Raw genomic sequence first — 25,751 nt, 5'->3', positions numbered from 1 at the left:
TTCGCGGGGTCAGGAGTGCGGGAGCGGGACCGCGTCCGGGAATGCTCGCCGCTTGTTCGTTCACAACCTTTTGCAAATGGGGGAGTCAAGTGTCGGAACGGCACGTGGAGTTGCTAGCGATCGGAGCCGGACCGGCAAACCTCGCGCTGGCTGTAGCACTCAGTGAATCGGCGCCGTCGTGGCTGATCGAGAGCTCGCTCATCGTCGAACAGGCCGAGGACGTCACGTGGCAGCGCGGAATGATGATGCCGTGGGCGCGCAGCCAGGTGTCCTTTCTGAAGGACCTGGTGACACTTCGAAACCCGACGAGTCGCTATTCCTTTCTCAATTACCTCCACTCGGTCGACCGTCTCGATGACTTCATCAACACGGGCACGTTCACTCCGCATCGCATGGAGATCTCCGCATATCTCCGCTGGGTGGCGCAGGAGGTGCCCGTTCCGGTCGAGTTCAACATGAAGGCCGTCGGCATCCGGCCGATCGGAGCGGACTCCGGGGACGTCGAGGGATGGCAGGTCACGTTCTCCGACGGCTCCGTCATCTCCTGCCGGAACCTCGTCATCGGCGGCGGTCGTGACCCGCACGTGCCGGAAGCCTTCCGGTCGCTGCCGGCCGAACGCGTCATCCACAGCACGGAGTTCTCGGAAAGCATCAGCAAGCTGGACAAGTTCGGGGCGCATCGCTTCGCCGTGGTCGGCGCGGCGCAGAGCGCGGCGGAGATGCTCTGGTCGTGCTACCAGGAGTTCCCGCACGCTCAGCTGACCTTGCTGATGAGGTCGATCGGCCTGGTGGCCTACGAGGGGAGCAAGTTCACCAACGAACTGTTCTACCCGTCGTTCGTGGACGAGTTCCACTCCTCGCGTCCCGAAGCACGCCGTCAGATGCTTGAGGAGATGTACCGCACGAACTACGGCGGACTCGCCCCCGATCTGCTGAACAGCCTCTACCACCAGATGTACCAGGACCGGCTCACCGGGACCGAGCGCATCGAGATGGTCAGCATGTCCGACGTGACGTCGGCCCGGACGGACGGCGACGACATCGTGCTCACCGTCGCGGATCGCAGGAGCGGGACGAGCGAGACCGTGCGCTGCGACACCGTGCTGCTCGGTACGGGGTTCGTCCGTTCCATGCCCCGGCACGTCCGCGACCTCGCGGCCTCGCTGGGCCTCGCCGACGTCGAGGTCACCCGCAACTACCGCATGGTGGTGCCCGGCCGGACCGCCGCCGGCTGCTATCTCCAGGGCGTCAACGAGGCCACGCACGGCATCGCCGACTCGCTCCTCAGCGTGCTGGCAAGCCGCTCCGGGGAGATCGCGGCAGACATCATCCAGCACTACGAGAACGGCCGGGCGCCGTCTCACGCAGCGTGAACTGAGGAAAAGCTGATGGAGATTCGTCATCTCAACCGCGACGAGCTTGTCCACGAGAACGGGCTCGACGCTCAACGACTTCTTCCCTGGCCCGCGTTGAACGCGCCCTTCGAGGGATCCTGGTGCGTCATCAGGCCCGGCACCGCCTCGACCCCGCACGCTCACCACGAGTACGAGATCTTTGTCGCCATGAAGGGCACGGCCGTCCTCGACCACGACGGTGGACGCACCCCCTTCGTCGCCGGCGACATCGTGCACTTCACCCCTGGGGAGCGGCACTCGATCGTCAACGAGAGCGCCGTCGACTTCGAGATGTACAGCATCTGGTGGGACCGCCCGATGGCGGACGTGTTCATCTTGAACCACGAGGAGGGCGAGTGAGCGCCACCACGGTCATCATCGCGCCGCCTCCCACACCCAACGGAAACCTGCACGTCGGACACATCGCGGGTCCCTATCTGGCCGGTGACGTGCACGCCCGTTACCTGCGCGCCGACGGTCGGCCGGTGATCTTCACCACCGGTACGGACGACAGTCAGACGTACGTGGTCGCGAGCGCCGCGAAACTCGGCACCACCCCACAGGACCTCTGCGCGCTGTCCGCCAAGCAGATCGAGCACACGCTCGGCGTGATGGGCATCTCCATCGATGGATTCGCCCCGTTCGACGACGGCTATCGGCAGACGGCCCTGGACTTCCTGACCGAACTGCATGCCGCCGGTCGACTGCGCCTGCGCACCGGCACGTTCCCGTATCTGGAACGCACCGGTGAATTCCTGATGGAGGGCCTTGTCGCCGGCGACTGCCCGGTCTGCCTGGCCGAGAGCCGGGGCGGTCTCTGCGAGTCGTGCGGTCACCCGAACAACTTCGCGGAGCTGATCAACCCCCGCTCCACCATCGACCCCACCGAGCCCGTGGCCTTCCGCGAGGCGGAGATCCTGGTACTTCCCATGGAGGAGTACCGCGATCAGCTCGCCGCCTACCACGAGAACCAGGGCGCGGGCTGGCGGCCAAATCTCGTGCAGCTGTTCAAGGAAGTGCTGTCCCGGCCCCTGCCGGACTTCCCCATCACCTTCCCGACGGGATGGGGCATCCCGGCTCCGTTCCCCGAGACGCCCGGGCAGGTGCTCAACGCATGGGCCGAGGGCATGGCCGCGTCGATGTACTGCACCTGGTGGGCCGCCGGTGACCGGGCGGCGGCGACGGACGAGGCATGGCGGGCCGAGCACTCCGCCAAGCTCGTGTACTTCCTCGGCTTTGACAACGGCTACTTCTGGGGCGGCACGCACCTCGCGCTGCTGATGGCGCACAACGGCAAGTACATCCTGCCCGACACCATCGTCTGCAACGAGTTCTACGAGCTCGAGCACGAGAAGTTCTCGACCAGCAAGGGTCATGTGGTGTGGGCCGAGGATCTCGTCAACGAGGTGCCTCGAGACCTGATCCGCTTCTACCTCTCGCTGACCTGCCCCGAGAACCAGCGCACGAACTTCAGCAGGGCGGCGTTCGAGCAGATCACGTCCGAACGCCTGGTCACCCCGTGGAATCTGCTGTCCGAGCGGTTGGGCAAGCGCCTCGACGATGTCCGGCCCGCCGGACCGCTGCCGACCTCCGCCGAGGGAAGGGCCCGCGCCGCGGCGATGGAGGAAAGGTTCCGTACGTGCTACGAGCTGTCCTCGTACAGCCTTGCCCGTGCCGCGGACCTGATCATCTCCCAGGTGCAGCGACTGAGCCGCGACGCGGCCGACGCCGAACCGGGCGACCTTCTGCTCGAAACCCGGACGCTGCTGTCCTGCGCCGCACCCATCCTCATCGACGTGGCCGAGCAGGCCCGTGAGGCCGGGGTCGCTCTGGGCCTTCACGGCGAACCCGCCGACGAGATCCCGCCGTTCCGGCTGCCGCTGATCGCAACCCCCCTGAGGACCACATCATGAAGTTGCTCGCCATCGAGGCCATTCAGTACGGCACGTACTACCGGTCCCGCTACGAGCAGGTGGTGGAACTGGGTGTCGATGTCCACGTACTGAACGGCGTGGGCACGGACGGCTTCTGGCCCGAGGACCGGTACCGCGTGGTCGGCAGCAGGCACATCGACGACATCATCGCGGCCGCGCGGGAATGGCACGCGCAGGAGGACTTCGACGGAGTCTTCACCTTCAGCGAATTCAGCGTCGTCCCGGTGGCGCACGTCGCCGAGGCGCTGGGCCTGCCCACGATCGGTGTGGAGGCCGCGCGGACCAGCCGGAACAAGCTCCTGATGCGGCAGGCGCACGAGGAGCACAAGGCGCCGCATCCGCGGTTCCGGTACGTCTCGACCGTCGACGAGGCGGTGGCCGCCGCCGAGGACTTCGGGTACCCCGTGATCCTCAAGCCCACGCTCGGCGCCGCGAGCAGCTTCGTCTTCCGGCTCGACGACGCGGAGGAACTCCGGGAACGGTTCGAGACGGCCGACCGGGGCATCGTGGAAGCGTCCCTGTTCCAGATGGAAGCCGATGGCGTGGACGTCGGCCCGTCGGGCCTGCTGATCGAGTCCTTCCTCGACGGGAGCGAGTATCTGATCGAGGCCGTTGCCTGGGACGGCGAGGTCTATCTGGGCTCGGTCGTCGACCGGGTCACTGTCGAGGGCGCCACCTTCGACGACGACGTGCATCACGCGCCGACCTCGCTCTCCGAGTCCCAACTGGCCCGGGTGCACCAGGCCGTCACGGCCGCGGCGCACGCGCAGGGCCTCAAGCAGGCCACGATGCACGCCGAGGTCCGGTTCCACGGCGATGAGCCGTACATCCTGGAGATCGCGGCCCGTCCGGGCGGTGGCGGCCTGGACCACATGGCACGACTGAGTGCCGGATACTGCCCCATCCGTGCGACGGCGGCCGTGGCCGCGGGACAGTGGCCCGAGGTGACGCACTACACGCCCACCGGTACCCACACGGCGGCGATGTGTCTGATCTGCGGCCCTGGCCACATCGAGGCGATCACGGTCCCCGAGGAGGTCGAGGAGTCCGACCGGCTCTTCTTCTTCAAGGTGACCGCCAAGCCCGGTGATCTGATCAAGCGGCCCCCGGAGGGCAACAGCATTCTCGGATTCCTCGGTGCCACCGGCACCTCCTTCGACGACGCGATGAACACCGCCACCGACCTGGCGACCAAGATAGAGGTGTCTCTTTCATGACCCCTGAGCGCATGGCCCGCCCGCGGCACTACCTCATGTGCCGGCCGACGCACTTCGCCGTCGAGTACTCCATCAACCCGTGGATGGACCCTGGGAAGCCCGTCGACGCCGACCTGGCGATTCTTCAGTGGGAGCGGCTGCACGCGCTGTTCGTCTCTCTCGGGCACACCGTGGAGCAGATCGAGGCCCTGCCGGGTCTGCCCGACATGGTCTTCGCCGCCAACGGTGCGACGGTGGTGAACGGTCGCGTCCTGGCCGCGAAGTTCCGCTACCAGGAGCGGGAGGCCGAAGGCCCCGCGTACGCCGACTGGTTCCGGTCCCGCGGCTATGACGTCCATGAGCCCGCGCACGTCAACGAAGGCGAGGGGGACTTCCTCGTCGACGACGACGTCATCCTCGCCGGCACCGGATTCCGGACCGACCCGGAGGCCCACCGCGAGGCCGAGCGGCACCTGAGGCTTCCCGTCGTCGGGCTGGAGCTCGTCGATCCGCGTTACTACCACCTGGACACGGCTCTGGCCGTCCTGGCCCCCGGCGAGATCATGTACTACCCGGCCGCGTTCTCCGAGAAGAGCCGGCAGTTCCTGCGCAACCGGTACCCCGACGCGATCACCGCGACCGACCAGGATGCCCAGGCGTTCGGCCTCAACGCGTTGTCCGACGGCCGCAACGTCATCCTGCCCGAGGCGGCGACCCACCTCGCGGCCCGGCTGGCGGAGCGCGGCTTCACACCGATCGGGGCGGCTCTCTCGGAGCTGCTGAAGGCCGGCGGAAGCGTCAAGTGCTGCACCTTGGAGATCCGCGACCGTGACTGACCTCGACGGGAAGCGTTTCCGCAACCCCGCCTACGGGGACCGGGCGCCGGTCGCTCTGTACCGCCAGGACGGCGATCTGCTGTGGGCGAGCTTCGAAGGCGGCGACGTACGCAAGGGGGCGCTCTCCGGACGGCGACTGCCGGACGGGTCCCTGGAGTTCGGCTACACCATGGTCATGATCAGCGGTGAGGTCATCGCGGGCCGGTGCAACAGCGTCCCCGAGATCGGAGACGACGGTCGTGTCACCCTGCACGAGACGTGGGAGCGCTACGGGCCGCACGCGGCCACCGGAGTCTCCCTGTTGAGGGAGGTCTAGCATGCCCGCCTCGAACGAAGCCATGATCCTCGTGGTGGGCAGCGGCGGCCAGGCGTACCGCGAGTATCTGCTTGCGGGCGCCCGTGCGCACCGTCCCGTCTGGCTCCTGGACTCCACCGAACCGACCTGGCAGCGTCCCTTCGTCCGCGGCGCGACGGTGGTCGAGCTCATTGACCGGACCCGTCTGATCCCCGATCAGGAAGCCCTGGTCAAGGCCGCGCTCACGCTGGCCGAGCAGCACCCGATCGCCGGAGTGTGGACCTACGACGAGACCCTTGTCGTCGCCACCGCGCACATCGCCGAGACGCTCGGACTCCCCGGCCTGTCCGTGGCGGGAGCGGAGAACTGCCGCAACAAGGAGCGCACCCGTCGGCTGCTGACCGAGGCAGAGCTGCCGCAACCCCGCTTCCGCTACGCGACATCGCTCGACGAGGTGCGTGCGGCGGCGCTGGAGTTCGGCTTCCCCGTGGTGCTGAAGCCCCGGGGGATGGGCGCCAGCATCGGTGTGATGCGCGCGGACGACGAGGCCGCGCTCAGCCACGCGTACGAGGTCGCCGAACGGGGGAGCCATGGTGGCAATCCCGCGTACGAGGGCGGCGTACTGGTCGAGGAGATGCTTGTCGGCCCGGAGATCAGCGTCGACGGCGCCATCGTGGCAGGGGAGTACAAGCCGTTCGTCCTGGCCCGTAAGCAGGTCGGCCTGGAGCCGTACTTCGAGGAGACCGGGCATGTGGTCGACGCCGCTGATCCCCTGCTCTGCGACGGACCGCTGCTCGACGTCCTGACGCGGGCTCACCGGGCACTCGGCATCCGGGACGGGATCACGCACACCGAGGTGAAGCTCACCTCGGCCGGCCCGGCCATCGTGGAGGTGAACGGGCGGCTCGGTGGGGGCCTCATCCCGTATGTGGGGAAGCTCGCCACCGGCATCGACCCCGCGCTCGTGGCGATCCAGGTCGCCACCGGCCAGGAGCCGTCCCTGACCGCGACCGTGAAGGACTGCGTCGGCATCCGCTTCGGCTACCCGCCGCAGGACGGCCGAGTCCGGGAGGTCGAGGCCCCCCGGTCGGGTCCGGGCCTCGTGGAGGCGGCAGTCCTGACCACGCCGGGCGCCCTGTTGCTGCTGCCCCCTCGGGGCATCGTGCCGCGCTTCGGTTACGCGATCTGCCGCGGAGAGGGCCCGGACGCCTGCGCGGCGGCGCTGGACGCGGCGGAGGCGTCGTTCACCCTGACGCTCGATCCGATCGGGGAATGAGGCCATGAGTATCGCGGTGATCGGTGGCGGCATCGCCGGTGCTGCGCTTGCCTGGCGGCTGCGCCTGCTGGACCCCGCGTCGGACATCACGCTCTTCGTCGGCCACCACAGCGTCCGAGGGGACGCCACCGGGGCCTCCGGAGGGATGGTCCGGGGCTTCGAGACCGACGCCGAGTCGTGTGTCGCGGCCACGGAGAGCCTGGCCGAGTTGGTCGCCAGCCCCGTGCTGCGGGACTGGGCGGACTATCGCGAGGTCGGCTCCCACTATGTCCTGGAACCCGGGGACGTCGATGTCGCTGCCCTGGCCTCCATCGTGGAGGCGGGACTGCCCGGTTCGTTGACGTGGTCGGCGGTGGAGGACCTCTCCGAACCCTGCCCGCTCCGAGGCCTGCCGCAGGGTGCCGTCGCGGTCGTCGAGCGGCAGGGAGGGTATTTCTCCCCGCACCGGCTGCGTACGTCGATCACGAGCGAACTGCTCCGGTCCCGAGTCGTGGTCTCCCAGGAACCCGTGACCGGAGTGCGGCCCGATGGCACGCTCCAAGGCGTCGACCGGGTGCACGCGGGGGGATTCCGGGCCGTCGTGGTCGCGGCCGGAGCGTGGACGCCACATCTGCTGCTCGATCGCGATCCGGCGGCCGACGGATTCCGCACCAAGGCGATCCAGTACGTGCGCTGTCCCGTCGCTCCACCAGGACTGGGCGCGTTCACCGACGAGACCAGCGGACTCTACGGGCGCCCGCTGGCGGATGGCGGCTTCCTCCTCGGCGTCCCCACGCAGCGGTGGGGCGTCGACCCGGACGGTGTCGGCGTCGACCCGTCCCTGATCGGCACTCTGCTGGATGTGGTCGCGGAGCGGCTGGGCCTCACCCTGAACCCCTCCGGCCTCGAGGGGTTCGGTTCGGCGGACTGCTACCACCGGGAGCCGGGGCTGGCGTTGCGCGATCTGGAACGCGCTTCGCCGGTCTACACGTTCACCGGCGGGAGCGGCGGCGCCGCCAAGACGGTCCTCGCCGCGAGCCGGACCGCCGCGGCCCGGCTCCTGGACCGTGTCGCGACAGGTCATGCGGGGGGTTCACAGGCACAGAGGTGAAGCCGGGTCGATCCCGGTCCCGCACGAACCCCGCGACAAAACGACGGCCCGGTGCCGGCCGTCATCAGAAAGGTGATCCTCATGGCCACTGCTCCCTCCTCCCTGAACGACAAGGCCCGACTGCTGCACTCGTACCACTCAGGAAGCCCCCTCGTGCTGCCCAACGCCTGGGACGCCGCGAGTGCGGCGCTGATCGCGGCGGCCGGAGCCAGGGCCGTCGCGACCACCAGCGGCGGGGTCTCCTGGGCGCTGGGACGTCCGGACGGTCAGGGCCTGTCGCGGACCGAGATGCTCGCCATGGCGGAGCGCATCGCGTCCGTCGTCGACGTGCCGGTGACCGCCGACATCGAAGGCGGCTACGGCCCCTCCGCACAGGACGTGGCCGAGACCGTCGGCGCCGCTGTCGCCGCGGGCGTCGTCGGGATCAACCTGGAGGACTCGGGCGCCGCGGACGCCCCGCTGTTCGGGGTGGAGGAGCAGGCGGAGCGCATCGGCGCAGCACGTGAGGCGGCAGCCCGGGCCGGCGTCCCGGACCTCCTGATCAACGCCCGTACGGACGTCTTCCTCTTCGAGGTGGGCGAGCCGACCGAGCGGTTCGACGAGGTGGTGACCCGGGCTCGTGCCTATGCCGAGGCAGGCGCCGACTGCCTGTTCGTCCCGGGCCTGGTCAACCTGCCCGTCCTGAAGCTGCTCGCCGGCACCTCTCCGCTTCCGGTCAACGCGATGACCGGGCCCGGCGGGCCGCGGGTGTCCGAACTCGCGGCCGCCGGCGTGCAGCGCATCAGCGTGGGTACCGCGATGGCGGAGCTCGCCTACACGGCGGCGCGGGACGCCGCGCGCGAACTGCTCGCCGAAGGCGACGAGCACAAGAACGCGGACACGTTGACCTACGCCGATCTCAACGGCCTCTTCGCCTGAGCGCGGAACCCGAGTCAAGGCAGGAGGAGCACGTGATCGACCCGAACTGGGCGGGGCTGGCGGGAGAGCTGCGCGGGCGACTGTTCCGGCCGGGTGAACCCGGCTACCGGGTGGCCACGCACGTACGCAACAAGCGCCATGAGGGTGTCCGTAGCCCTCAGGCGGTTGTCGTGGCCGCCGATCCCGAGGATGTGCGAAGGTCCGTTCTGTGGGCCCGTGACCAGGGTGTTCCCGTCGTCGCGCGGTCCGGTGGACACAGCTTCGCGGGCTACTCGCTGGGCGACGGCCTGGTCGTGGATCTCAGCAGGTGCTCGCTGGTCGACGTCGACGAGTCGGCCGGCCTGGTCACCGCCGGAGGCGGTGCGCGCACCGGGCAGATTCACGACCGCTTGCGTCCTTACGAGTCGACCGTCCCCACCGGGACCAGCCCACTGGTCGGGATAGCCGGGCTCACTCTCGGCGGTGGATGCGAATACGCCTCCCGGTCGCTGGGACTCACGTGCGACTCACTCGTCGAGACCACGGTCGTCACCGCGGACGGCGAGGTGCTCGTGTGCAGCGAGAAGGAGAATCCGGACCTGTTCTGGGCCTGCCGGGGCGGCGGTGGCGGGAACTTCGGCATCAATGTGTCGTTCACCTTCCGCACGCACCCGGCGCGTGACGTGTCGGTCGGCCGGCTGACCTGGGCGTGGTCGGACGCGGCGAGAGTGGTGGACGCCGTGCAGCGGCTCATGGCGCAGGCGCCGCACGAGTTCTCCCTCAACCTCAGGGTCGCCACGTCCGGTGCCGACCCGGCCTCGGCTGTCGAGAACCGGTTCGTCGCGGTCTCGGGCTATTACTTCGGCCCTTCCGAGGAGCTGCGCGAAATCCTGGCGCCGCTGTGTTCCGCGGCGACTCCGAAGAGCCGGCACTTCATGGACCAGACGTATTGGGAGGCGAAGGGGAACATGGCACACCCTTCGCCGGTCGACGACCATTTCATGACCCGCACAAGGTATGTGAAGCAGCCTGTTTCCGGGCACGGAATTCAGTCGATTCTGTCCTGGCTGGAAAAGTGGCCGGGGAGCCGGAACCCGGACGGCGGCGGGCTCGGCATGTTCGCCTGGGGCGGCGCCATCAACGAGGTGCCCGCCGCGGACACTGCGTTCGTGCACCGGGACACGATGTTCCTCGCTTCCATGGACGCCTCCTGGAGTCGTGAGGATTCCGCGGAGCAGGTCGAGGCGGTCCAGGACTGGGTGAACGGCCTGCACGCCGATATGGGCACCCACATGTCCGAGTCCTCGTACCAGAACTTCGTCGACCCGGAACTGGTGAATTGGCGCCAGGCCTACTACGGGGCCAATTATCCGCGGCTCGTCGAGGTGAAGCGCAAGTACGATCCCGCGAACGTGTTCGGGTTTGATCAGGGGATCCAGTCATGACAGACGACACCAAACGGATAGGTGTCCTCGCCGCTTTGAAGGCGACACCGAATGCTGCCCGTTTCCTCCTCGGCGGGGTGTTCGTCAACCAGATGGGCGCGTTCGTCCAGACCTTCCTCGTGCTGTACCTGGTGCACAACGACTGGTCGATGAAGCGCGCCGGTATCTGCCTCGGGGCCTACAGCCTCGGTGCTCTGACCGGCGGCCTGATCGGCGGCGAGCTGACCCAGCGGCTCGGCCCCCGCAACACCATCGTCACCGCCATGAGTTGCTCGGCCCTGCTGGTGGCGAGCCTTCCGCTGCTGAAGGACCCGGCGAACTTCGGTTTCGTCGTGGTGCTGATCGGTGCGGCTGGTGCGGCGACGGCGGCATACCGCCCGGGGGCCTCGGCCCTGCTGAACGCGGTGATGCCCGATGAGCTGCGGGTGATGGCCTTCTCGATGATGCGCACCGCCCTCAACCTCGGCGCTGTCATCGGCCCGTTCGCGGCAGCGGCCCTCACCCTGGCCAACTGGGACCTGCTGTACTGGGTGGACGGTGCCACCGCGTTGGCGTACGCACTGCTCTCCCTCCTGTTCCTCCCCGCCAAGGCGGGCGCGCGGACCGACAGCGCGCCCGCTGACGCAGCCGAGACGCAGCCGACCAAGAAGGCCGGCTATTCGGCACTTCTGCGCGACACCAGGTTCGTCCTCTATCTGGCCTCGATGACGCTGAGCGCCATGTTCTACATGCAGTTCATGGCCGTGCTCCCACTCAAGGTCCAGGCGGACGGGAACCCGACAGCTCTGTACAGCAGCGCCCTCGCGCTGTCGTCGGGACTTCTGATCACCCTTGAGCTGAAGATCACCAGCTACGTCTCGCAGTGGAAGGCGCCGCTGGCCGCCGGGACCGGGACCTTCGTCATGGCTCTCGGTCTGACGGCCTACGCCATCTCCGGTTCCCCTGTCGTGATCCTCCTGGGCACGGCCGTGTTCGTGAGCGGAATGATGGTGAGCGGGCCCACGCTGTGGGCGCATCCCGCCAGTAAGCCGGAGGCGGTCAAGGGGCGTGCCATCGGCTCGTCGCAGGCCGCGTTCTCCCTCGGCTCGGCGACGGGTACGACCCTGGGGGTACTTGCCTGGGGGGCGTTCGGGAACGGCGTCTGGCTGCTGTGCGGGGCGGCCGGAGCCCTGGCGGCGCTCCTCGCGGTGTACGGGCTGAGTGAAGCCCGGGGCGAAAACCCGGAGCAGGACGTCAACGAGGTCGCCGAGGCGACGGCTGCCTAGCAGCAGGACAGCGGAAAGGGAATCAACAGTGACTGACCGCCCCGTCATCATGGTGGGATTCGTCCCCGTGGCAGTGGCCTCGCTCGCCGAGTTCCAGCCCGACCGGTCCGTGATCGTCATCGACGAGCCGGACGTGATTCGTAAGCGTGACGTGCGCGCGCAGGTGGCCGACTCCCCGGTCGTGCGCGAGGTGATCGGCTGGGAGTACCAACTCCCTGGTGCGGCTGACGCGTTCGTCAACGCGCATCCCGCCCTGGCGCCTGCCGCGATCGCTCCACTCCAGGAGTACGCGACGCCGTTCGCGGCCAGACTCGCCGAACGGTACGGATTGCCGGGGGCGGGATTCGGTGCCGCACGGATCCTGCGGGACAAGGAGCTGACGCGCAAGGTGACGACCGCCGCGGGCATCCCCAACCCACGGTCGATGGCCGTCTCGGACGAAACCGACGTGCGGAAGTTCATGGAGCGGCACGAGGGGCCGGTGGTGCTGAAGCCGGCGAACCGGCAGGGCTCCACGGGAACCAGGATCCTCTCGTCGGCGGACGAGGTGGGCGCCGCCTGGATCGAGTGCACCGACCACGACGAGGGCATCTTCGTGCCGGATCGGCCCCGCGAGGTCCGCATGCTGGTGGAGCAGTACGTGGCCGGCGCCGAGTACAGCGTGGAAATGCTCGTCGACCGAGGCACCCCGCTGTTCGCCAACGTGACCGAGAAGATCCTCTTCCCCGGCGACCATCCGGTCGAGATGGGACACGTGGTTCCCGCAGGAATCCCGGAGGAGTTGCGGGACCTGCTCTTCGAGCAGACGCGGCAGGTGCTCAGGGCGGTCGGCTTCGGCAGCGGCGTGGTCCACTGCGAGTGGATCGTCTCCGACGGCACCGCTTTTCTCGTGGAATGCGCGGGCCGCTTCGCCGGTGACGGAATCATCGACCTGATCGAGCGCGCGTACCCGGTGGACCTCGTCAGGCACTTCTGGACCCTCATGAAGGGCGAACCGCTGCCGGGTCCGCTGCCCAGCAGCGCCGGGCGGGCGGCGGCCGTTCGCTTTCTGCATGCCCGGCCGGGACATGTCGAGGCGGTCAGCGGGCTCGAACAGGCCGGGGAAGTGCCCGGCGTGGTCTCCTGCAAGGTCGTGGTGAAGGCGGGGGACCAGGTACGGATGCTGCGCAGCTCCAAGGAGCGGATCGGCGTCTGCGTCGCTGTGGCCGACACGGAGCGGGAGGCACGGCTGCGCACCGAGGAGGCCCTCGCCGAGGTCGATGTCGTCACCGTGCCGGAGAAGTGAGGCAACCGGCATGGCGGTGACGGTCGAGGAGGTGAGGGCCCATGCCCTCACCTTGCCGCGCACCCACGAGGCGCTCGTGCGGGACCGGGTCAAATTCCGAGTCGGCAGGATCGTCTATGTGGCGTTCTCCCAGGACGAGACGGTGATGGGCTTCGCGTACCCCAAGGAGGAACGCGCCGCACTGGTGGCTTCGGAGCCGGAGAAGTTCGCGATGCCCGCTCCCCGGGACGAGCGTTTCAACTGGGTGCGGGTCCGGCTGGCAGCGATCGACGCGGAGGAGATGCGGGAGATCGTCACCGAGGCATGGCGGATGGTCGTCCCCAGGAAAGTGGCGTCCGAACACTTGGGAAACAGCTCCAGGCCGATCATCGACCCACCCGCCTTCGCCGACCTCCGGGCGGCTGCCGACGTGTTCAACGGCTACGCCGACATCGACAGGAGTTGGCTCACCCTTCGCGAGCGCACCCGCCCCGCCCTGGACCTGGCCCGCGCCGACCACCGCGAGGCACTGCTGCGCTGGCTCAACTCCTGGGGCTGCCGCATCCGCTATCCCAGAGAGGGCGAACCCGCCCCCTTCGACACCGGGCTCGCGGGCTGGTGGACCACCTGGGCCGACGCCCTGCCCGGTGGCACGCTCGCCGACCTGGACGACACGGCCGCGGCCGCCTTCGGCCGCGCTTACGGCGACCTCGTGAGACTGCCCGTCTCGGCTGGGCGGACGGCACGCTCGCTCGGCCCGACCGCCGCTGCCAAAACCCTGTACGCCCTTCGGCCGGAAGCGGTCATGGCATGGGACGCGGCGATCGCCGAGCGGCTGCACGGCACCCGCGACGCGGCCGCGTTCACCCGGCACCTGCTCCTCGGCCGCGACTGGGCGAGGGCCGTCCTCAAGGAGACCGGCGCGGCCGAGGCCGCCCTTCCCGGGCTGGTGGGCCGCCCGGAGGTCCCCCTGTCGAAGATCCTGGACGAGTATCTCTACGTCCGGTTCTCCAGGAAGCACTGAGTGGGCGCTCGGCCACCCCGTGCGGCGAGGAAGCCGCGTTCAGGACGCCAGGCGCTGTAGGCGGCTGACCGCCTGGTGGAGGACCTCGTTCCTCTTGCAGAAGGCGAACCGCACGTACGGCGCCCCGGCCTCCTTGTCGTCGTAGAAGACCGCGTTCGGGATGGCCACCACACCGGCACGCTCCGGCAGGTTCCGGCAGAACGCGAAGCCGTCCTTCTCGCCCAGCGGCCGGATGTCGGTGGTGATGAAGTAGGTGCCCGCCGAGGTGAACACCTCGAAGCCCGCCTCCGTCAGTCCCGACGCCAGCAGGTCCCGCTTGGCCTGCATGTCAGCGCGGAACTCGGCGAAGTAGGTGTCGGGCAGCGCGAGCGCCTCGGCGACGGCGTACTGGAACGGCCCGGAGGCGACGTACGTCAGGAACTGCTTCGCCGAGCGCACCGCGCTGACCAGTGCGGGCGGCGCGGTCACCCAGCCGACCTTCCAGCCGGTGAAGGAGTACGTCTTGCCCGCCGAGCCGATGGTGACCGTCCGCTCCCGCATCCCGGGGAAGGTCGCCAGCGGCAGATGCTCGGCGCCGTCGAAGACCAGGTGCTCGTACACCTCGTCCGTGACGACCAGCAGGTCCCGCTCCACGGCCAGCTCCGCCACCGCCGCCAGCTCCTCGCGGGTGAGGACCGTGCCGGTCGGGTTGTGCGGGGTGTTGATCAGGAGCAGGCGGGTGCGGTCGGTGACCGCGGCGCGCAGCTCGTCGAGGTCGAGGCGGAAGCGTCCCTCGGACGGGCGCAGGGTGACCGGGACGCGGCGGGCGCCCGCCATCGCGATGCAGGCCGCGTAGGAGTCGTAGTACGGCTCCAGCGCCACCACCTCGTCGCCGGGCTCCAGCAGTGCCAGCAGCGCCGCCGCGATGGCCTCCGTCGCGCCCGCCGTCACCAGCACCTCGGTGTCCGGGTCGTACGCCAGCCCGTACAGCCGCTCCTGGTGCGCGGCCACGGCCAGTCGCAGCTCGGGCACGCCAGGACCCGGCGGGTACTGGTTGCCGCGCCCGTCGCGCAGCGCGCGCACCGCCGCCTCCCGGATCTCCTCGGGCCCGTCCGTGTCCGGGAATCCCTGACCCAGATTGATGGACTCGGTCCGCAGGGCCAGCGCCGACATCTCGGCGAAGATCGTCGTTCCGAACTCGGCGAGGCTGCGATTCAGAAGGGGACGCGCGCTTGAGGTCATGCCGGCCATCCTGCGCCGAAGCTCTGGAGTTCCTCAACTCTGCTTTGGGGCGGGATCGGGGAGGGCATTTTCGGTTCACGCAGCTGGCGAGGCGCCCACGGGGGGCCGCTTCGGGGGAGCTGCGGACGAAAGGAGGGTGACGTCATGGCTCTCGGCATCATCCTGGTGGTTCTGTTCGCCGGCCTGATCACGCTGGCGATCGTGGGGTCCGGTCGTCGGCAGATGGCGCAGGGGACCCGGCGGCGGCGCGACTACGGCCGCCGCGACAGCAATGACACCAGCAGCAGCTGGTGGGCCGGCGGCGGGGGCGACAGCGGTGGCTCCTCCTGCGGCGGCGGCAGTTCCTGCGGCGGCAGCTCCTCGTCGTGCGGGGGCGGCGGGGGTGGATGCGGCGGCGGAGGCAGCTGACACGGGGCAGCTGAGCTCCGATTCGGGGGAATCTCGGGGGAACCGCATCCGGAACGCGGGGCCCGCCCACGGGGGGCGGGCCCCGCTTCGGCGTTCGTGGCACGGTCGTACGCCCCGGCGCGCGATCCGGCCGACGCGGCGCGCGCCGGGTTGAACAGTTGCGCTGAGTAGCCCCCTGAGGGATGGAAACCCTACGAAGTTGGGTAAAAAACGCTGTGGTGGCCCCGCTGTTCGTGATTCCCTCTTCATCATCAACGCAGCCCCTCGGACGTCCCGCGGTCAGCCCCCACTGACCTCGCCGACTGGGCTGACCGGGCCGATCTCCCGGTGTCGACCGGTGCGCCGGACTCCAACCTCCCTTTCTTTGCGTGCAAGCGGAGCCGATCCATGCTCACGACCCTCAACACCTCCTACACCGACACGCGCGCGGCCGACCTCGCGTGGGCGCTGGGGCGTGAACCGCTCCCCGCACTGGCCACGCTCGACCTCGAACTGTCCGGTGCCAAGCTCCAGTTGCGACTGCTCGGCGCGTCCCACCAGGTGCTCCTGGAGGAGGAGCGGGGCGTGTGTTCGGAGACGGTGGCCTGCATCCGGGGCAGCAGCACCCCCCTTCCGCTGGGCGTCGCCAAGCGGATCGGTGACTGGGAGTACGAATTCGCCGCCCGGGTCGAGGAACTGACGCCCGGCCAGTTCGCGGGTCGGGCCCAGGAGTTGCTGGCGCTGGTCGCCGACCACCCGCACGGCCTGGCCGGAGTCTTTCCCGGCAGCCCGCACGCCTTCACCGCGTTGCTGGCGCACCGGCACGAGGGGCAGGTGCACTGGCGGACCTGGCACGCCTACCCGGAGGACGGCCAGTTGGTAGCGACCCGGACCCGGGTCGGGGTCCGGGTTCCGGCGGGTGCTCTCAGCCCGGTGGGCGTTTGAGGGCGTGAGTTCCACGCGTGTGGGTGACGAGACGTAATGGGCGCGTGACGTACCGTCGCACAGTGATTGAATCACCCGCGCCGGCCTCGCCCGGAGCCCCGGCACCCTGGGGCTCCCCGGCGCGGCTGCCCGTCCGGCCGGGGACGGGCCGGTTCCTGGTCCTTGCGTGCGTCTTCGTCTGCGCGGCCTGCGGACTCGTGTACGAACTCGAACTGGTCGCCCTCGCCTCCTACTTGATCGGCGACTCGGTCACCCAGGCCTCCGTGGTGCTGTCCGTCATGGTCTTCGCGATGGGCCTCGGCTCCCTCGTCGCCAAGCGGCTGCGCTGGCACGCCGCCGCCGGCTTCGGCGCGATCGAGGCCGTGCTCGCCCTGGTCGGCGGATGCAGTGCGCTGGCGCTGTACGGCGTGTTCGCCTGGACCGGCGGCTGGGGCGGCCTGTGGGGACAGGGGCCCCGGGTGCTGCTGGTCGCCTTCTCGCTCGCCATCGGCCTGCTGATCGGCGCCGAAGTCCCGTTGCTGATGGAGCTGATCCAGCGCATCCGCCGCCAGGACGCGGGTGGCGCGGTGGCCGACCTGTTCGCCGCGGACTACGTCGGAGCGCTGGTCGGCGGCCTGGCCTTCCCCTTCCTTCTCCTCCCGCTCCTCGGCCAGTTGACCGGAGCGCTGCTCACCGGCGCGGTCAATGTGCTGGCGGGCGGCGCCCTGGTGCTCGGTCTGTTCGGCTGCGATCTGACCCGGCGCGGGCGCTGGCTGCTGCTCGGCGTCAACTGCACCGTCCTCGGTCTGCTCGCCGCGGCCGCCGTCCATGTCGACGACTTCGAACGGGCGGCCCGGCACGCGGTGTACGGCGCCGACGTCCGCGTCGCGCTCCAGACCGACGTCCAGGAGGTCGTCCTCACCGGCGGCACCGACGGCCGCCCGCTCGACCTCTTCCTCGACGGCCGCCTCCGCGTCAGCGGCCGCGACGAGCACCGCTACCACGAGGCCCTGGTCCACCCCGCGATGAACGGTCCGCACGCCCGGGTGCTGATCCTCGGCGGCGGCGACGGCCTGGCCGCCCGCGAGGTATTGCGCCACCCGGGCGTGCGCCGCGTGGACGTCGTCGAACTCGACGCGGAGGTCCTCCGCCTGGCCCGCGAGGACCCGGCTCTGAAGCGCCTCAACGGCCAGGTGTACGACGACCCACGCGTCCACGTGATCACGGCGGACGCCTTCCGCCACCTCCGCCGCACGTCCTCGGTCCGCTACGACGTGGTCGTCTCCGACCTCCCCGACCCCGGGATCACCGCGAGCACCAAGCTCTACTCCCAGGAGTTCTACGGCCTGGCCGGGCGGATGCTGACGGCCGACGGGCGCCTGGTGGTGCACGCGGGCCCGGTGACCTCCCGGCCCCGGGTCTTCTGGACGGTCGAGTCGACGTTGCGGGCGGCTGGCCTGAAAACGGCGCCGTACTGCGTGGCGGGCCGGGACCCCGGTTTCGCGGCGGGCCCCGACCGCTCCTCGGGCCGAGCGGACGCCCCGAACGACTGGGGCTTCGTCCTGGCGACGAGGGGCCCCGCCGAACCGACCCTGAGCCTGTCCCCGCAGGGCCCACGCCTGCGCACCCTCACCGACACCCGGCTGAGGGAGGACGAGAGGGCGGCCGAGGAGTCCCGGCTGCGAGGTCTCCAGGCGTCCACGCTGGTGCATCCGCGCTACTGATTGCGCCGACGGGGGGTGCGGCGGCGGCTGTCCTGGGTAGGCTCCGCTGACATGGAGCTTGAGGTGTTCGTCCCGGTGGCCACGGCCCGCTTGCGGGAGGCCCTGTCCGACCCCGCCCGGGTAGCCCGAGCCCTCCCCGGGCTCCAACGGGACGCGGGCGCCGAGACCCCGATGGCCGGCCGCCTGAAGGTGCGGGTGGGCGGCCACACGATCACCTACCGAGGTTCACTGAGCATCGCCTCCAAGGAAGACGGCTCCTACGAGCTGGAGGGCGACGCGACGGAGGCAAGGGGCACGGGCTCGGTGAAGCTGTCCCTGACCCTCCGGCCGAGCGAAACGGACGACGGCTCGACCCTCACGATCACCGCCACGGCCAAAGCGGACGGCCGCATCACCCAACTCCCCCAGGAGCAGGTCCACTCGGCAGTCACCAGGCTGCTGACCCGCTTCGCAGAGAACTTGGGAACGAAGGCGGAGCCGGAGAAGGCGGAGCCGGAGAAGGCGGAAGAGCCGGAGAGCGCGGCGGAGCAGCCGGAGGAGCCGGAGCAGCCGGAGTTGGAACAGCCCGCAGCCGCCGAGGCCGAGGCAGCCCCAGAAGCGGCGCACGCCAGACGCACGATGATCGGCCGCTCCGCCGAAGAAGTCGATCACGCCCCGCCCCGAGGGCGGTACGCCCCCGTCCCCGCCCCCCAACCCTCCCCACCGGTCAACACCCTCCGCTGGGCCGCCCCCGCCGCCGCCCTCGCCGTAGCCTCCGCGATCGTCGTCAGCCGAGTCCTGAGAAGACGCCGCTGACCGCACCACCGAACCCCAGTAGGGTCATCCCGTGAGTAACGATGACATCACGCTGACCGCGGGCGACGCGCAGGTGACCGTGCAACCGGGCAACGGCGGAAGAATCGGCGGCCTAAGCATCAAAGGCGCCCAACTCCTGCGCCAGCGAGACCGTTTCGGCTGCTTCCCCATGGTCCCCTGGTGCGGCCGGATCAGGGACGGCCGCTTCCGCGACGGCGCCACCGTCCGCCAGATGCCGCTGAACTCCCCGCCGCACGCCATCCACGGCACGGCTCGCGACGGCGCCTGGCGCACCGCCCGCACCACCCCCGACGAGGCGGTGATCACGTACGACCTGGTGGACCCCTGGCCGCACAGCGCCCGTGTCACCCAGGTCGTCGCCCTGACCGAGAGCTCCCTGACGCTCACCATGTCGATCGAGACGTACCAGGACTCCTTCCCGGCGCAGATCGGCTGGCACCCGTGGTTCAACCGCACCCTCGGCGGCACCGACGTCGAGCTCGACTTCACCCCCGCCTGGCAGGAGGAGCGCGGGGACGACCACCTGCCCACCGGCAACCGCATCGACCCCAAGCCGGGCCCCTGGGACGACTGCTTCGGCATGCCCGACGGCGTTGACGTCACCCTCACCTGGCCCGGACAGCTCGCGCTCAAGGTCACCAGCCCCGAGAAGTGGGTCGTGGTCTACGACGAGCAGGACGCCGCGGTGTGCGTGGAGCCGCAGACCGGCCCGCCCAACGGCCTGAACACGCTCCCGCGCCTGGTCACCCCGCTGGAGCCGCTGGAGGCCACGACCACCTGGAGCTGGACCCGCCTCTAAGCTGTTCGGCATGACGGACGTACGTGGCGCGCTGCTGAAGCAGATCAAGGACAAGGCCGTGGTGCACGGCAAGGTGACCCTGTCGTCGGGTCTGGAGGCGGACTACTACGTCGACCTGCGGCGTATCACCCTCGACGGGGAGGCCGCGCCGCTGGTCGGCCAGGTGCTGCTCGACCTCACCGCCGACCTGGAGTTCGACGCGGTCGGCGGCCTCACCATGGGTGCCGACCCGGTCGCCGCGGCCATGCTGCACGCCGCCGCGGCCCGCGGCCGGAAGGTCGACGCCTTCGTCGTCCGCAAGGCCGCCAAGGCGCACGGCCTCCAGCGCCGCGTCGAGGGCCCGGACATCGCCGGCCGCCGGGTGCTGGTCGTCGAGGACACCTCCACCACCGGCGGCTCCCCGCTGGCCGCCGTCGAGGCGGTGCGCGAGGCGGGCGCCGAGGTCGTGGCCGTGGCGACCATCGTCGACCGGGCGACCGGCGCCGCCGAGAAGATCGAGGCGGGGGCCGGGGTGCCGTACCGCTTCGCGTACTCCAAGGACGAGCTCGGCCTGGACTGACAGGTTGGCTCTGAGACAGCTCTCGGAGCATCCCGGTTCGTCTGGAAAGATGGCCCCGACGTCGACGATGACGTCGCATCCCAGGTCTAGGTCAGGGCCGTAGTACGCAGAACGCAACCCGCACATCACAAGGAGCGGACAGATGCCCATCGCAACCCCCGAGGTCTACAACGAGATGCTCGACCGGGCGAAGGCAGGCAAGTTCGCCTACCCGGCCATCAATGTGACCTCCTCCCAGACCCTGCACGCTGCGCTGCGCGGCTTCGCGGAGGCCGAGAGCGACGGCATCGTCCAGATCTCCACCGGTGGCGCGGAGTTCCTCGGCGGCCAGCACAGCAAGGACATGGTCACCGGCGCCGTCGCCCTGGCCGAGTTCGCGCACATCGTCGCCGCCAAGTACGACGTCAACATCGCGCTGCACACCGACCACTGCCCCAAGGACAAGCTGGACGGCTACGTACGCCCGCTGATCGCCGTCTCCGAGGAGCGCGTGAAGGCCGGCCGCAACCCGCTGTTCCAGTCGCACATGTGGGACGGCTCGGCCGAGACCCTCGCCGACAACCTGGCCATCGCCCAGGAACTGCTGCCCCGCGCCGCCGCCGCCAAGATCATCCTTGAGGTGGAGATCACCCCGACCGGCGGCGAGGAGGACGGCGTCAGCCACGAGATCAACGACGAGCTGTACACGACCGTCGACGACGCGCTCCGTACCGCCGAGGCCCTGGGCCTGGGCGAGAAGGGCCGCTACCTGCTGGCCGCCTCCTTCGGCAACGTGCACGGCGTCTACAAGCCGGGCAACGTCGTCCTGCGTCCCGAGCTGCTGAAGGACCTCCAGCAGGGCGTGGGCGAGAAGTACGGCAAGTCGAGCCCGTTCGACTTCGTCTTCCACGGCGGCTCCGGCTCCACCGCCGAGGAGATCGCCACCGCGCTGGAGAACGGCGTCGTGAAGATGAACCTGGACACGGACACCCAGTACGCCTTCACGCGTCCGGTCGCCGCGCACATGTTCCAGAACTACGACGGCGTCCTGAAGGTCGACGGCGAGGTCGGCAACAAGAAGACCTACGACCCGCGCACCTGGGGCAAGCTGGCCGAGGCGAGCATGGCCGCGCGTGTCCTGGAGGCGTGCGGCAACCTGCGCTCGACGGGCACCAAGATCAAGTAGTCCTGTAGTGCACTCCTGAGCCCGGCGCCTGCCCACGGCGCCGGGCTCGCTGTATACCTGGGGGCATGCCCGACGTACGGCTCGCCTCCCCGCAGGGCCGCTGGATCCTGCTGACCACGATCCTCGGCTCCAGCATGGCCCTGCTGGACTCCACCGTCGTCAACATCGCCCTGCCCGCCATCGGCCGCGATCTCGACGCGAACCTCTCCGCCCTCCAGTGGACGTCCAACGCCTACCTGGTCACCCTGGCCGGACTGATCCTCCTCGGCGGCTCCCTCGGCGACCGCTACGGCCGCCGCAAGATCTTCGTCATCGGTGTGGTGTGGTTCGCCGTGGCCTCGCTGCTGTGCGGGATCGCCCCGAACGCGGGGGTCCTGATCGCCGCGCGTGCCCTGCAAGGGGTGGGCGGCGCGCTGCTCACGCCGGGGTCCTTGGCGTTGATCCAGGCCTCCTTCCATCCCGACGACCGGGCGCGCGCGGTCGGCCTGTGGTCCGGGTTCGGCGGCATCGGGGCGGCCGTGGGGCCGTTCCTCGGCGGCTGGCTGGTGGACGGGCCCGGCTGGCGGTGGGTGTTCCTGCTGAACGTGCCGCTGGCGCTGGTGTGCGTGCCCGTCGCGCTGCGCCATGTGCCCGAGTCCGGTGACGGCACCAAGCACGGCCGCTTCGACGTCCTCGGCGCGGCGCTCGGAGCGCTGTCGCTCGCCCTGGTGACGTACGCGCTGATCGAGGCGGACTGGATCACCGCGGTCCTGGGCGTGGTCCTCGGGGTGGCCTTCGTGTACGTCGAGAAGCGGCGGCCCGACCCGATGATGCCGCTGGACATCTTCGCGTCCCGCCAGTTCACCGCCGTCAATCTGGTCACCCTGTGCGTGTACGCGGCCCTCGGCGGGTTCTTCTTCCTCGCCGTGATCCAGCTCCAGGTCGTCTCCGGGTACTCGGCCCTGGCCGCCGGTACGGCACTGCTGCCGACGACCGTCCTGATGCTGCTGCTGTCGGCCCGGTCCGGCGCCCTGGCCGACAGGATCGGCCCGCGTATCCCGCTCACCGTCGGACCGCTGGTGAGCGCGGCCGGACTGCTGCTGATGCTGCGCGTCGGCCCGGACGCCTCCTACGTCACCGACGTCCTGCCCGCAGTCCTCGTCTTCGGGTTCGGCCTGGTCACCCTGGTCGCCCCGCTGACGGCCACCGTCCTCGCCTCCGTGAACGTCGCGCGGGCGGGCCTGGCCAGCGGCATCAACAACGCGGCGGCCCGTGCGGCGGGCCTCGTCGCGGTGGCCGCGCTGCCGCTGCTGACCGGGATGGGCGAGGAGGCCTACCGTGACCCGGCCGCCTTCGACGACGCCTTCGGCGAGGCGATGCTCTGGTGCGCGGGCGTGCTGATCGCGGGCTCCGTCCTGGCCTTCGCGACCGTACGCAGCCTCCCGCCGGACTGCCGGCGGCCCGAGTGCCGTACGTACGGGGCGATCACGACGCCACCGCTGGAAGGGGAGCCGACAAAGAAGCGGCTCGCGTAGGGCTCGGGAGGGGGACGGGCCGAGCGGCGCATCGGACAGCCGATACACCAGACTGGAACCATGACGATTCACGAGAACCTCCTCGGGGGACCGCCCCCGACCCACCTCCCCGACGATCCGGAGCCGCGTGAGCTGCTCGCGTCCGGTACGGCGCCCGCCGATGTCGCCGCGAAGTACCCGACGTCCTCCCTGGCCTGGGCACAACTGGCCGACGAGGCGTTCGAGCGGGGCAGCGTCGTGGAGTCGTACGCCTACGCCCGTACCGGCTACCACCGCGGCCTGGACGCGCTGCGCCGCAACGGCTGGAAGGGCCACGGCCCGGTGCCCTGGGAGCACGAGCCGAACCGCGGCTTCCTGCGCGCCCTGCACGCCCTCGCCCGCGCCGCGGGTTCGATCGGCGAGCAGGAGGAGTACGAGCGCTGCTCGCAGTTCCTGAAGGACTCCTCGCCGACCGCGGCCCAGACGCTCGGCTAGACCGTGTCTTGAGTGCGGGTCCGGCTGTGATCCAGTCGGGCCTTGCACTTTTCGGGGAGGACCCCGGAGTATTCGGGTGGGGACCGGGGCCCCCGTGTCGATAACGGCAGGGGCGGACCGCTACCCGGAGTACACAACAGGAGACAGCGATGTCCCACGAGGCTCACGAAACCCAGGAGCCCGAGACCCCGCATCTCGACTTCGCAGGCACGACGCCGTACGAGGACTACGTCAAGGCGGACGTGCTCACCCACCTCCAGCACACCCTCTCCGACGATCCCGGAGAGATGGTCTTCCTGGTCACCACCCAGGTGATGGAGCTGTGGTTCACCGTCGTCGTCCATGAGTGGGAGACCGCCGCGCACGCGCTGCGCGAGGACCGGGTGCCGGTCGCGATCGACGCGCTGAAGCGTTCGGTACGGGAGCTGGAGGCGCTGAACGCCTCCTGGAAGCCGCTCGGCCAGCTCACCCCGGCCCAGTTCAACTCCTACCGCTCCGCCCTCGGCGAGGGCTCCGGCTTCCAGTCGGCGATGTACCGGCGGATGGAGTTCCTGCTCGGCGAGAAGTCCGCGTCCATGCTCGTCCCGCACCGCGGCGCGCCCCGCGTCCACGCGGAACTGGAGAAGGCGCTGCACGAGCCGAGCCTGTACGACGAGGTGCTGCGGCTGCTGTCCCGGCGCGGGCACGCGATCCCCGCCTCCGTGCTGCACCGTGACGTCTCCCAGCGCTACGAGCCCTCCGACGCGGTCGAGGCCGCCTGGACCGCCGTCTACTCCGGGGACGCCGGGGACGAGGTCGCCCGGCTGGGCGAGGCGCTCACGGACGTCGGGGAGCTGGTGTGGCGCTGGCGCAACGACCACCTGGTCGCCACCCGCCGCGCGATGGGCTCGAAGGCGGGCACGGGCGGTTCCGCCGGGGTGGCCTGGCTGGAGAAGCGTGCCCGCAAGAACGTCTTCCCCGAGCTGTGGACGGCGAGGTCCCATGTCTGAGCTCAGGGTCCGGGCGGAGAAGCTCGACGCCGCGGACGAACTCGCCGCCAAGCGGGCCGGGTTCGTCCTCGACGAGGTCGTCTACCTCGACGGCAACTCGCTCGGCGCGCTCCCGGCGAACGTGCCGGACCGGGTCGCGGACGTGGTCCGGCGCCAGTGGGGCGCCCTGCGCATCCGGTCCTGGGAGGAGAGCGGCTGGTGGACCGCCCCCGAGCGGATCGGCGACCGGATCGCTCCGCTGGTCGGGGCGGCGCCGGGTCAAGTCGTGGTCGGCGACTCGACAAGTGTCAATGTTTTCAAGGCACTTGTGGCCGCGGTGCGGATGGCGGGCGAGGGGCGTGACGAGATCGTCGTGGACGCGACGACCTTCCCCACCGACGGCTACATAGCGCAGTCGGCGGCCCGGATGACGGGCTGCGAGCTGCGGCCGGTGGACCCGTCCGAGGTCCCGTCGGTCCTGGGTGACCGGACGGCCGCCGTCCTGCTCAACCACGTCGACTACCGCACCGGCCGCCTGCACGACCTGCCGTCCCTGACGGCCGCGGTGCACGCGGCGGGGGCGCTGGTGGTCTGGGACCTGTGCCACAGCGCGGGCGCGCTGCCGGTCGGCCTGGACGAGCACGAGGTCGATCTGGCGGTCGGCTGCACGTACAAGTACCTGAACGGGGGCCCGGGTTCACCGGCGTACCTCTACGTACGAGCGGATCTCCAGAGCCGCTTCGACTCCCCGCTGCCGGGCTGGAACTCCCACGTGGACCCCTTCGGCATGCGCGGCGACTACGAACCGGCCACGGGGGCCCTGCGCGGTCGCGTCGGCACCCCGGACATCCTCTCCATGCTCGCGCTGGAGGCGGCGCTCGAGGTCTGGGACGACGTGCCGATCGAGTCGGTACGGGCGAAGTCCCTGGCGCTGACGGACTTCTTCCTGGAGTGCGTCGAGGAGTACGTCCCCGGCGGCCGGGTGGAGTCGCTGACCCCGGTGGCCCACGAGGAGCGGGGCAGCCAGGTCGCGCTGCGCTGCGACGACGCGGCCGCGGTGATGGAGCGGCTGATCGAGCGGGGAGTGGTGGGCGACTTCCGGGCCCCGGACGTCCTGCGCTTCGGCTTCACTCCGCTGTACGTCGGATTCGCGGACGTGGAGAGGGCGGCGCGGACGCTGGGGGAGACGCTCGGCGGGTGACCCCTCGGTGGGCGCCGCCCGGGCGGCGCCCACCCCTCGCCCGATACAGAACCGTTTACCCCTCACCCAGCGTGACATCCGCG

25 protein-coding genes are annotated in these 25,751 nt (G+C 70.1%); 24 read left to right on the top strand and 1 reads right to left on the bottom strand.

Features of this window, described 5'->3' with window-relative positions; translation table 11 throughout:
• Positions 1 to 41: 41 nt before the first annotated feature.
• From BN159_RS20795 to BN159_RS20735, 13 genes are all read left to right on the top strand, one after another.
• Positions 42 to 1,373, top strand: coding sequence for a lysine N(6)-hydroxylase/L-ornithine N(5)-oxygenase family protein (locus BN159_RS20795; protein ID WP_078598842.1), 1,332 nt, complete (start codon positions 42 to 44; stop codon positions 1,371 to 1,373).
• A 15-nt stretch (positions 1,374 to 1,388) separates the two neighbouring features.
• The gene (locus BN159_RS20790; RefSeq protein ID WP_015658962.1) at positions 1,389 to 1,754 is read left to right on the top strand and encodes a cupin domain-containing protein; all 366 of its coding nucleotides are present in this window, start codon (positions 1,389 to 1,391) and stop codon (positions 1,752 to 1,754) included.
• Positions 1,751 to 3,307, top strand: coding sequence for a class I tRNA ligase family protein (locus tag BN159_RS20785; protein WP_015658961.1), 1,557 nt, complete (start codon positions 1,751 to 1,753; stop codon positions 3,305 to 3,307). Before BN159_RS20790 ends, BN159_RS20785 begins: the two co-directional genes overlap by 4 nt.
• A complete protein-coding gene (locus BN159_RS20780) occupies positions 3,304 to 4,545 on the top strand; it encodes an ATP-grasp domain-containing protein (RefSeq protein WP_015658960.1) in 1,242 nt (413 codons plus the stop codon). Before BN159_RS20785 ends, BN159_RS20780 begins: the two co-directional genes overlap by 4 nt.
• Positions 4,542 to 5,360, top strand: coding sequence for a dimethylargininase (gene ddaH / locus BN159_RS20775; RefSeq protein WP_015658959.1), 819 nt, complete (start codon positions 4,542 to 4,544; stop codon positions 5,358 to 5,360). The genes BN159_RS20780 and ddaH overlap by 4 nt, the downstream gene beginning before the upstream one ends.
• Positions 5,353 to 5,676, top strand: a complete 324-nt coding sequence (locus BN159_RS20770) for a hypothetical protein (RefSeq protein ID WP_015658958.1) — start codon at positions 5,353 to 5,355, stop codon at positions 5,674 to 5,676. The genes ddaH and BN159_RS20770 overlap by 8 nt, the downstream gene beginning before the upstream one ends.
• Position 5,677: 1 nt before the next feature.
• A complete protein-coding gene (locus tag BN159_RS20765; RefSeq protein WP_015658957.1) occupies positions 5,678 to 6,931 on the top strand; it encodes an ATP-grasp domain-containing protein in 1,254 nt (417 codons plus the stop codon).
• Positions 6,932 to 6,935: 4 nt separating this feature from the next.
• On the top strand, positions 6,936 to 8,021 hold the full coding sequence (locus BN159_RS20760; RefSeq protein WP_015658956.1) for an FAD-dependent oxidoreductase: 1,086 nt from the start codon (positions 6,936 to 6,938) through the stop codon (positions 8,019 to 8,021).
• Between the two features lie 81 nt (positions 8,022 to 8,102).
• On the top strand, positions 8,103 to 8,939 hold the full coding sequence (locus BN159_RS20755; RefSeq protein ID WP_015658955.1) for an isocitrate lyase/PEP mutase family protein: 837 nt from the start codon (positions 8,103 to 8,105) through the stop codon (positions 8,937 to 8,939).
• A gap of 32 nt (positions 8,940 to 8,971) precedes the next feature.
• Positions 8,972 to 10,363, top strand: a complete 1,392-nt coding sequence (locus BN159_RS20750) for an FAD-binding oxidoreductase (protein WP_015658954.1) — start codon at positions 8,972 to 8,974, stop codon at positions 10,361 to 10,363.
• Positions 10,360 to 11,628: an MFS transporter gene (locus BN159_RS20745; RefSeq protein ID WP_015658953.1), complete on the top strand. Its 1,269-nt coding sequence runs from the start codon at positions 10,360 to 10,362 to the stop codon at positions 11,626 to 11,628. The genes BN159_RS20750 and BN159_RS20745 overlap by 4 nt, the downstream gene beginning before the upstream one ends.
• A 28-nt stretch (positions 11,629 to 11,656) precedes the next feature.
• Entirely contained in the window at positions 11,657 to 12,913 is a 1,257-nt protein-coding gene (locus BN159_RS20740) for an ATP-grasp domain-containing protein (protein ID WP_015658952.1), read from the top strand.
• A 10-nt stretch (positions 12,914 to 12,923) separates the two neighbouring features.
• Complete coding sequence (locus tag BN159_RS20735) at positions 12,924 to 13,916, top strand: MmcQ/YjbR family DNA-binding protein (RefSeq protein WP_015658951.1); 993 nt, start codon at positions 12,924 to 12,926, stop codon at positions 13,914 to 13,916.
• Positions 13,917 to 13,955: 39 nt separating this feature from the next.
• Here BN159_RS20735 and BN159_RS20730 read toward each other — a convergent pair whose 3' ends face one another.
• Complete coding sequence (locus BN159_RS20730) at positions 13,956 to 15,146, bottom strand: pyridoxal phosphate-dependent aminotransferase (RefSeq protein ID WP_041819600.1); 1,191 nt, start codon at positions 15,144 to 15,146, stop codon at positions 13,956 to 13,958.
• Positions 15,147 to 15,281: 135 nt separating this feature from the next.
• Here BN159_RS20730 and BN159_RS20725 point away from each other — a divergent pair, with 135 nt between their 5' ends.
• The 11 genes from BN159_RS20725 (at position 15,282) to kynU (ending at position 25,668) form a co-directional block, all read left to right on the top strand.
• A complete protein-coding gene (locus tag BN159_RS20725) occupies positions 15,282 to 15,545 on the top strand; it encodes a hypothetical protein (RefSeq protein ID WP_015658949.1) in 264 nt (87 codons plus the stop codon).
• A gap of 387 nt (positions 15,546 to 15,932) precedes the next feature.
• Positions 15,933 to 16,469 carry a DUF2617 family protein gene (locus BN159_RS20720; RefSeq protein WP_015658948.1) on the top strand — a complete coding sequence of 179 codons (537 nt, stop codon included), beginning with the start codon at positions 15,933 to 15,935 and terminating at the stop codon, positions 16,467 to 16,469.
• Between the two features lie 62 nt (positions 16,470 to 16,531).
• Positions 16,532 to 18,172 carry a polyamine aminopropyltransferase gene (locus BN159_RS20715; RefSeq protein ID WP_041819598.1) on the top strand — a complete coding sequence of 547 codons (1,641 nt, stop codon included), beginning with the start codon at positions 16,532 to 16,534 and terminating at the stop codon, positions 18,170 to 18,172.
• A 51-nt stretch (positions 18,173 to 18,223) separates the two neighbouring features.
• Positions 18,224 to 18,967: an SRPBCC domain-containing protein gene (locus BN159_RS20710; RefSeq protein WP_015658946.1), complete on the top strand. Its 744-nt coding sequence runs from the start codon at positions 18,224 to 18,226 to the stop codon at positions 18,965 to 18,967.
• Between the two features lie 31 nt (positions 18,968 to 18,998).
• Positions 18,999 to 19,787: an aldose epimerase family protein gene (locus BN159_RS20705; protein ID WP_015658945.1), complete on the top strand. Its 789-nt coding sequence runs from the start codon at positions 18,999 to 19,001 to the stop codon at positions 19,785 to 19,787.
• Between the two features lie 10 nt (positions 19,788 to 19,797).
• On the top strand, positions 19,798 to 20,346 hold the full coding sequence (pyrE, locus tag BN159_RS20700) for an orotate phosphoribosyltransferase (protein ID WP_015658944.1): 549 nt from the start codon (positions 19,798 to 19,800) through the stop codon (positions 20,344 to 20,346).
• Positions 20,347 to 20,488: 142 nt separating this feature from the next.
• Positions 20,489 to 21,511: a class II fructose-bisphosphate aldolase gene (gene fbaA / locus BN159_RS20695; RefSeq protein WP_015658943.1), complete on the top strand. Its 1,023-nt coding sequence runs from the start codon at positions 20,489 to 20,491 to the stop codon at positions 21,509 to 21,511.
• A gap of 65 nt (positions 21,512 to 21,576) precedes the next feature.
• Positions 21,577 to 23,025 (top strand): MFS transporter, encoded by a 1,449-nt coding sequence (locus BN159_RS20690; RefSeq protein ID WP_015658942.1) that lies wholly within the window; start codon positions 21,577 to 21,579, stop codon positions 23,023 to 23,025.
• Between the two features lie 60 nt (positions 23,026 to 23,085).
• Complete coding sequence (locus tag BN159_RS20685) at positions 23,086 to 23,499, top strand: DUF3151 domain-containing protein (RefSeq protein WP_015658941.1); 414 nt, start codon at positions 23,086 to 23,088, stop codon at positions 23,497 to 23,499.
• Between the two features lie 149 nt (positions 23,500 to 23,648).
• Entirely contained in the window at positions 23,649 to 24,488 is an 840-nt protein-coding gene (locus tag BN159_RS20680) for a tryptophan 2,3-dioxygenase family protein (protein ID WP_015658940.1), read from the top strand.
• The gene (gene kynU / locus BN159_RS20675; RefSeq protein WP_015658939.1) at positions 24,481 to 25,668 is read left to right on the top strand and encodes a kynureninase; all 1,188 of its coding nucleotides are present in this window, start codon (positions 24,481 to 24,483) and stop codon (positions 25,666 to 25,668) included. Before BN159_RS20680 ends, kynU begins: the two co-directional genes overlap by 8 nt.
• Positions 25,669 to 25,751: the final 83 nt, after the last annotated feature.

The organism is Streptomyces davaonensis JCM 4913, assembly GCF_000349325.1.
GTDB classification, from domain to species: domain Bacteria; phylum Actinomycetota; class Actinomycetes; order Streptomycetales; family Streptomycetaceae; genus Streptomyces; species Streptomyces davaonensis.
This window is presented reverse-complemented; position numbering and strand designations above follow the sequence as displayed.

Bases quoted from the DNA above. Each gene is read 5' to 3' on its own strand.
- BN159_RS20730 (WP_041819600.1), bottom strand. From the start codon at position 15,146: ATGGCCGGCATGACCTCAAGCGCGCGTCCCCTTCTGAATCGCAGCCTC.
- BN159_RS20710 (WP_015658946.1), top strand. From the start codon at position 18,224: ATGGAGCTTGAGGTGTTCGTCCCGGTGGCCACGGCCCGCTTGCGGGAG.
- BN159_RS20765 (WP_015658957.1), top strand. From the start codon at position 5,678: ATGCCCGCCTCGAACGAAGCCATGATCCTCGTGGTGGGCAGCGGCGGC.
- BN159_RS20795 (WP_078598842.1), top strand. From the start codon at position 42: ATGCTCGCCGCTTGTTCGTTCACAACCTTTTGCAAATGGGGGAGTCAA.
- fbaA (WP_015658943.1), top strand. From the start codon at position 20,489: ATGCCCATCGCAACCCCCGAGGTCTACAACGAGATGCTCGACCGGGCG.
- BN159_RS20680 (WP_015658940.1), top strand. From the start codon at position 23,649: ATGTCCCACGAGGCTCACGAAACCCAGGAGCCCGAGACCCCGCATCTC.
- BN159_RS20690 (WP_015658942.1), top strand. From the start codon at position 21,577: ATGCCCGACGTACGGCTCGCCTCCCCGCAGGGCCGCTGGATCCTGCTG.
- BN159_RS20720 (WP_015658948.1), top strand. From the start codon at position 15,933: ATGCTCACGACCCTCAACACCTCCTACACCGACACGCGCGCGGCCGAC.
- BN159_RS20760 (WP_015658956.1), top strand. From the start codon at position 6,936: ATGAGTATCGCGGTGATCGGTGGCGGCATCGCCGGTGCTGCGCTTGCC.
- kynU (WP_015658939.1), top strand. From the start codon at position 24,481: ATGTCTGAGCTCAGGGTCCGGGCGGAGAAGCTCGACGCCGCGGACGAA.
- BN159_RS20735 (WP_015658951.1), top strand. From the start codon at position 12,924: ATGGCGGTGACGGTCGAGGAGGTGAGGGCCCATGCCCTCACCTTGCCG.
- BN159_RS20725 (WP_015658949.1), top strand. From the start codon at position 15,282: ATGGCTCTCGGCATCATCCTGGTGGTTCTGTTCGCCGGCCTGATCACG.
- BN159_RS20685 (WP_015658941.1), top strand. From the start codon at position 23,086: ATGACGATTCACGAGAACCTCCTCGGGGGACCGCCCCCGACCCACCTC.
- pyrE (WP_015658944.1), top strand. From the start codon at position 19,798: ATGACGGACGTACGTGGCGCGCTGCTGAAGCAGATCAAGGACAAGGCC.
- BN159_RS20745 (WP_015658953.1), top strand. From the start codon at position 10,360: ATGACAGACGACACCAAACGGATAGGTGTCCTCGCCGCTTTGAAGGCG.
- BN159_RS20780 (WP_015658960.1), top strand. From the start codon at position 3,304: ATGAAGTTGCTCGCCATCGAGGCCATTCAGTACGGCACGTACTACCGG.
- ddaH (WP_015658959.1), top strand. From the start codon at position 4,542: ATGACCCCTGAGCGCATGGCCCGCCCGCGGCACTACCTCATGTGCCGG.
- BN159_RS20755 (WP_015658955.1), top strand. From the start codon at position 8,103: ATGGCCACTGCTCCCTCCTCCCTGAACGACAAGGCCCGACTGCTGCAC.
- BN159_RS20790 (WP_015658962.1), top strand. From the start codon at position 1,389: ATGGAGATTCGTCATCTCAACCGCGACGAGCTTGTCCACGAGAACGGG.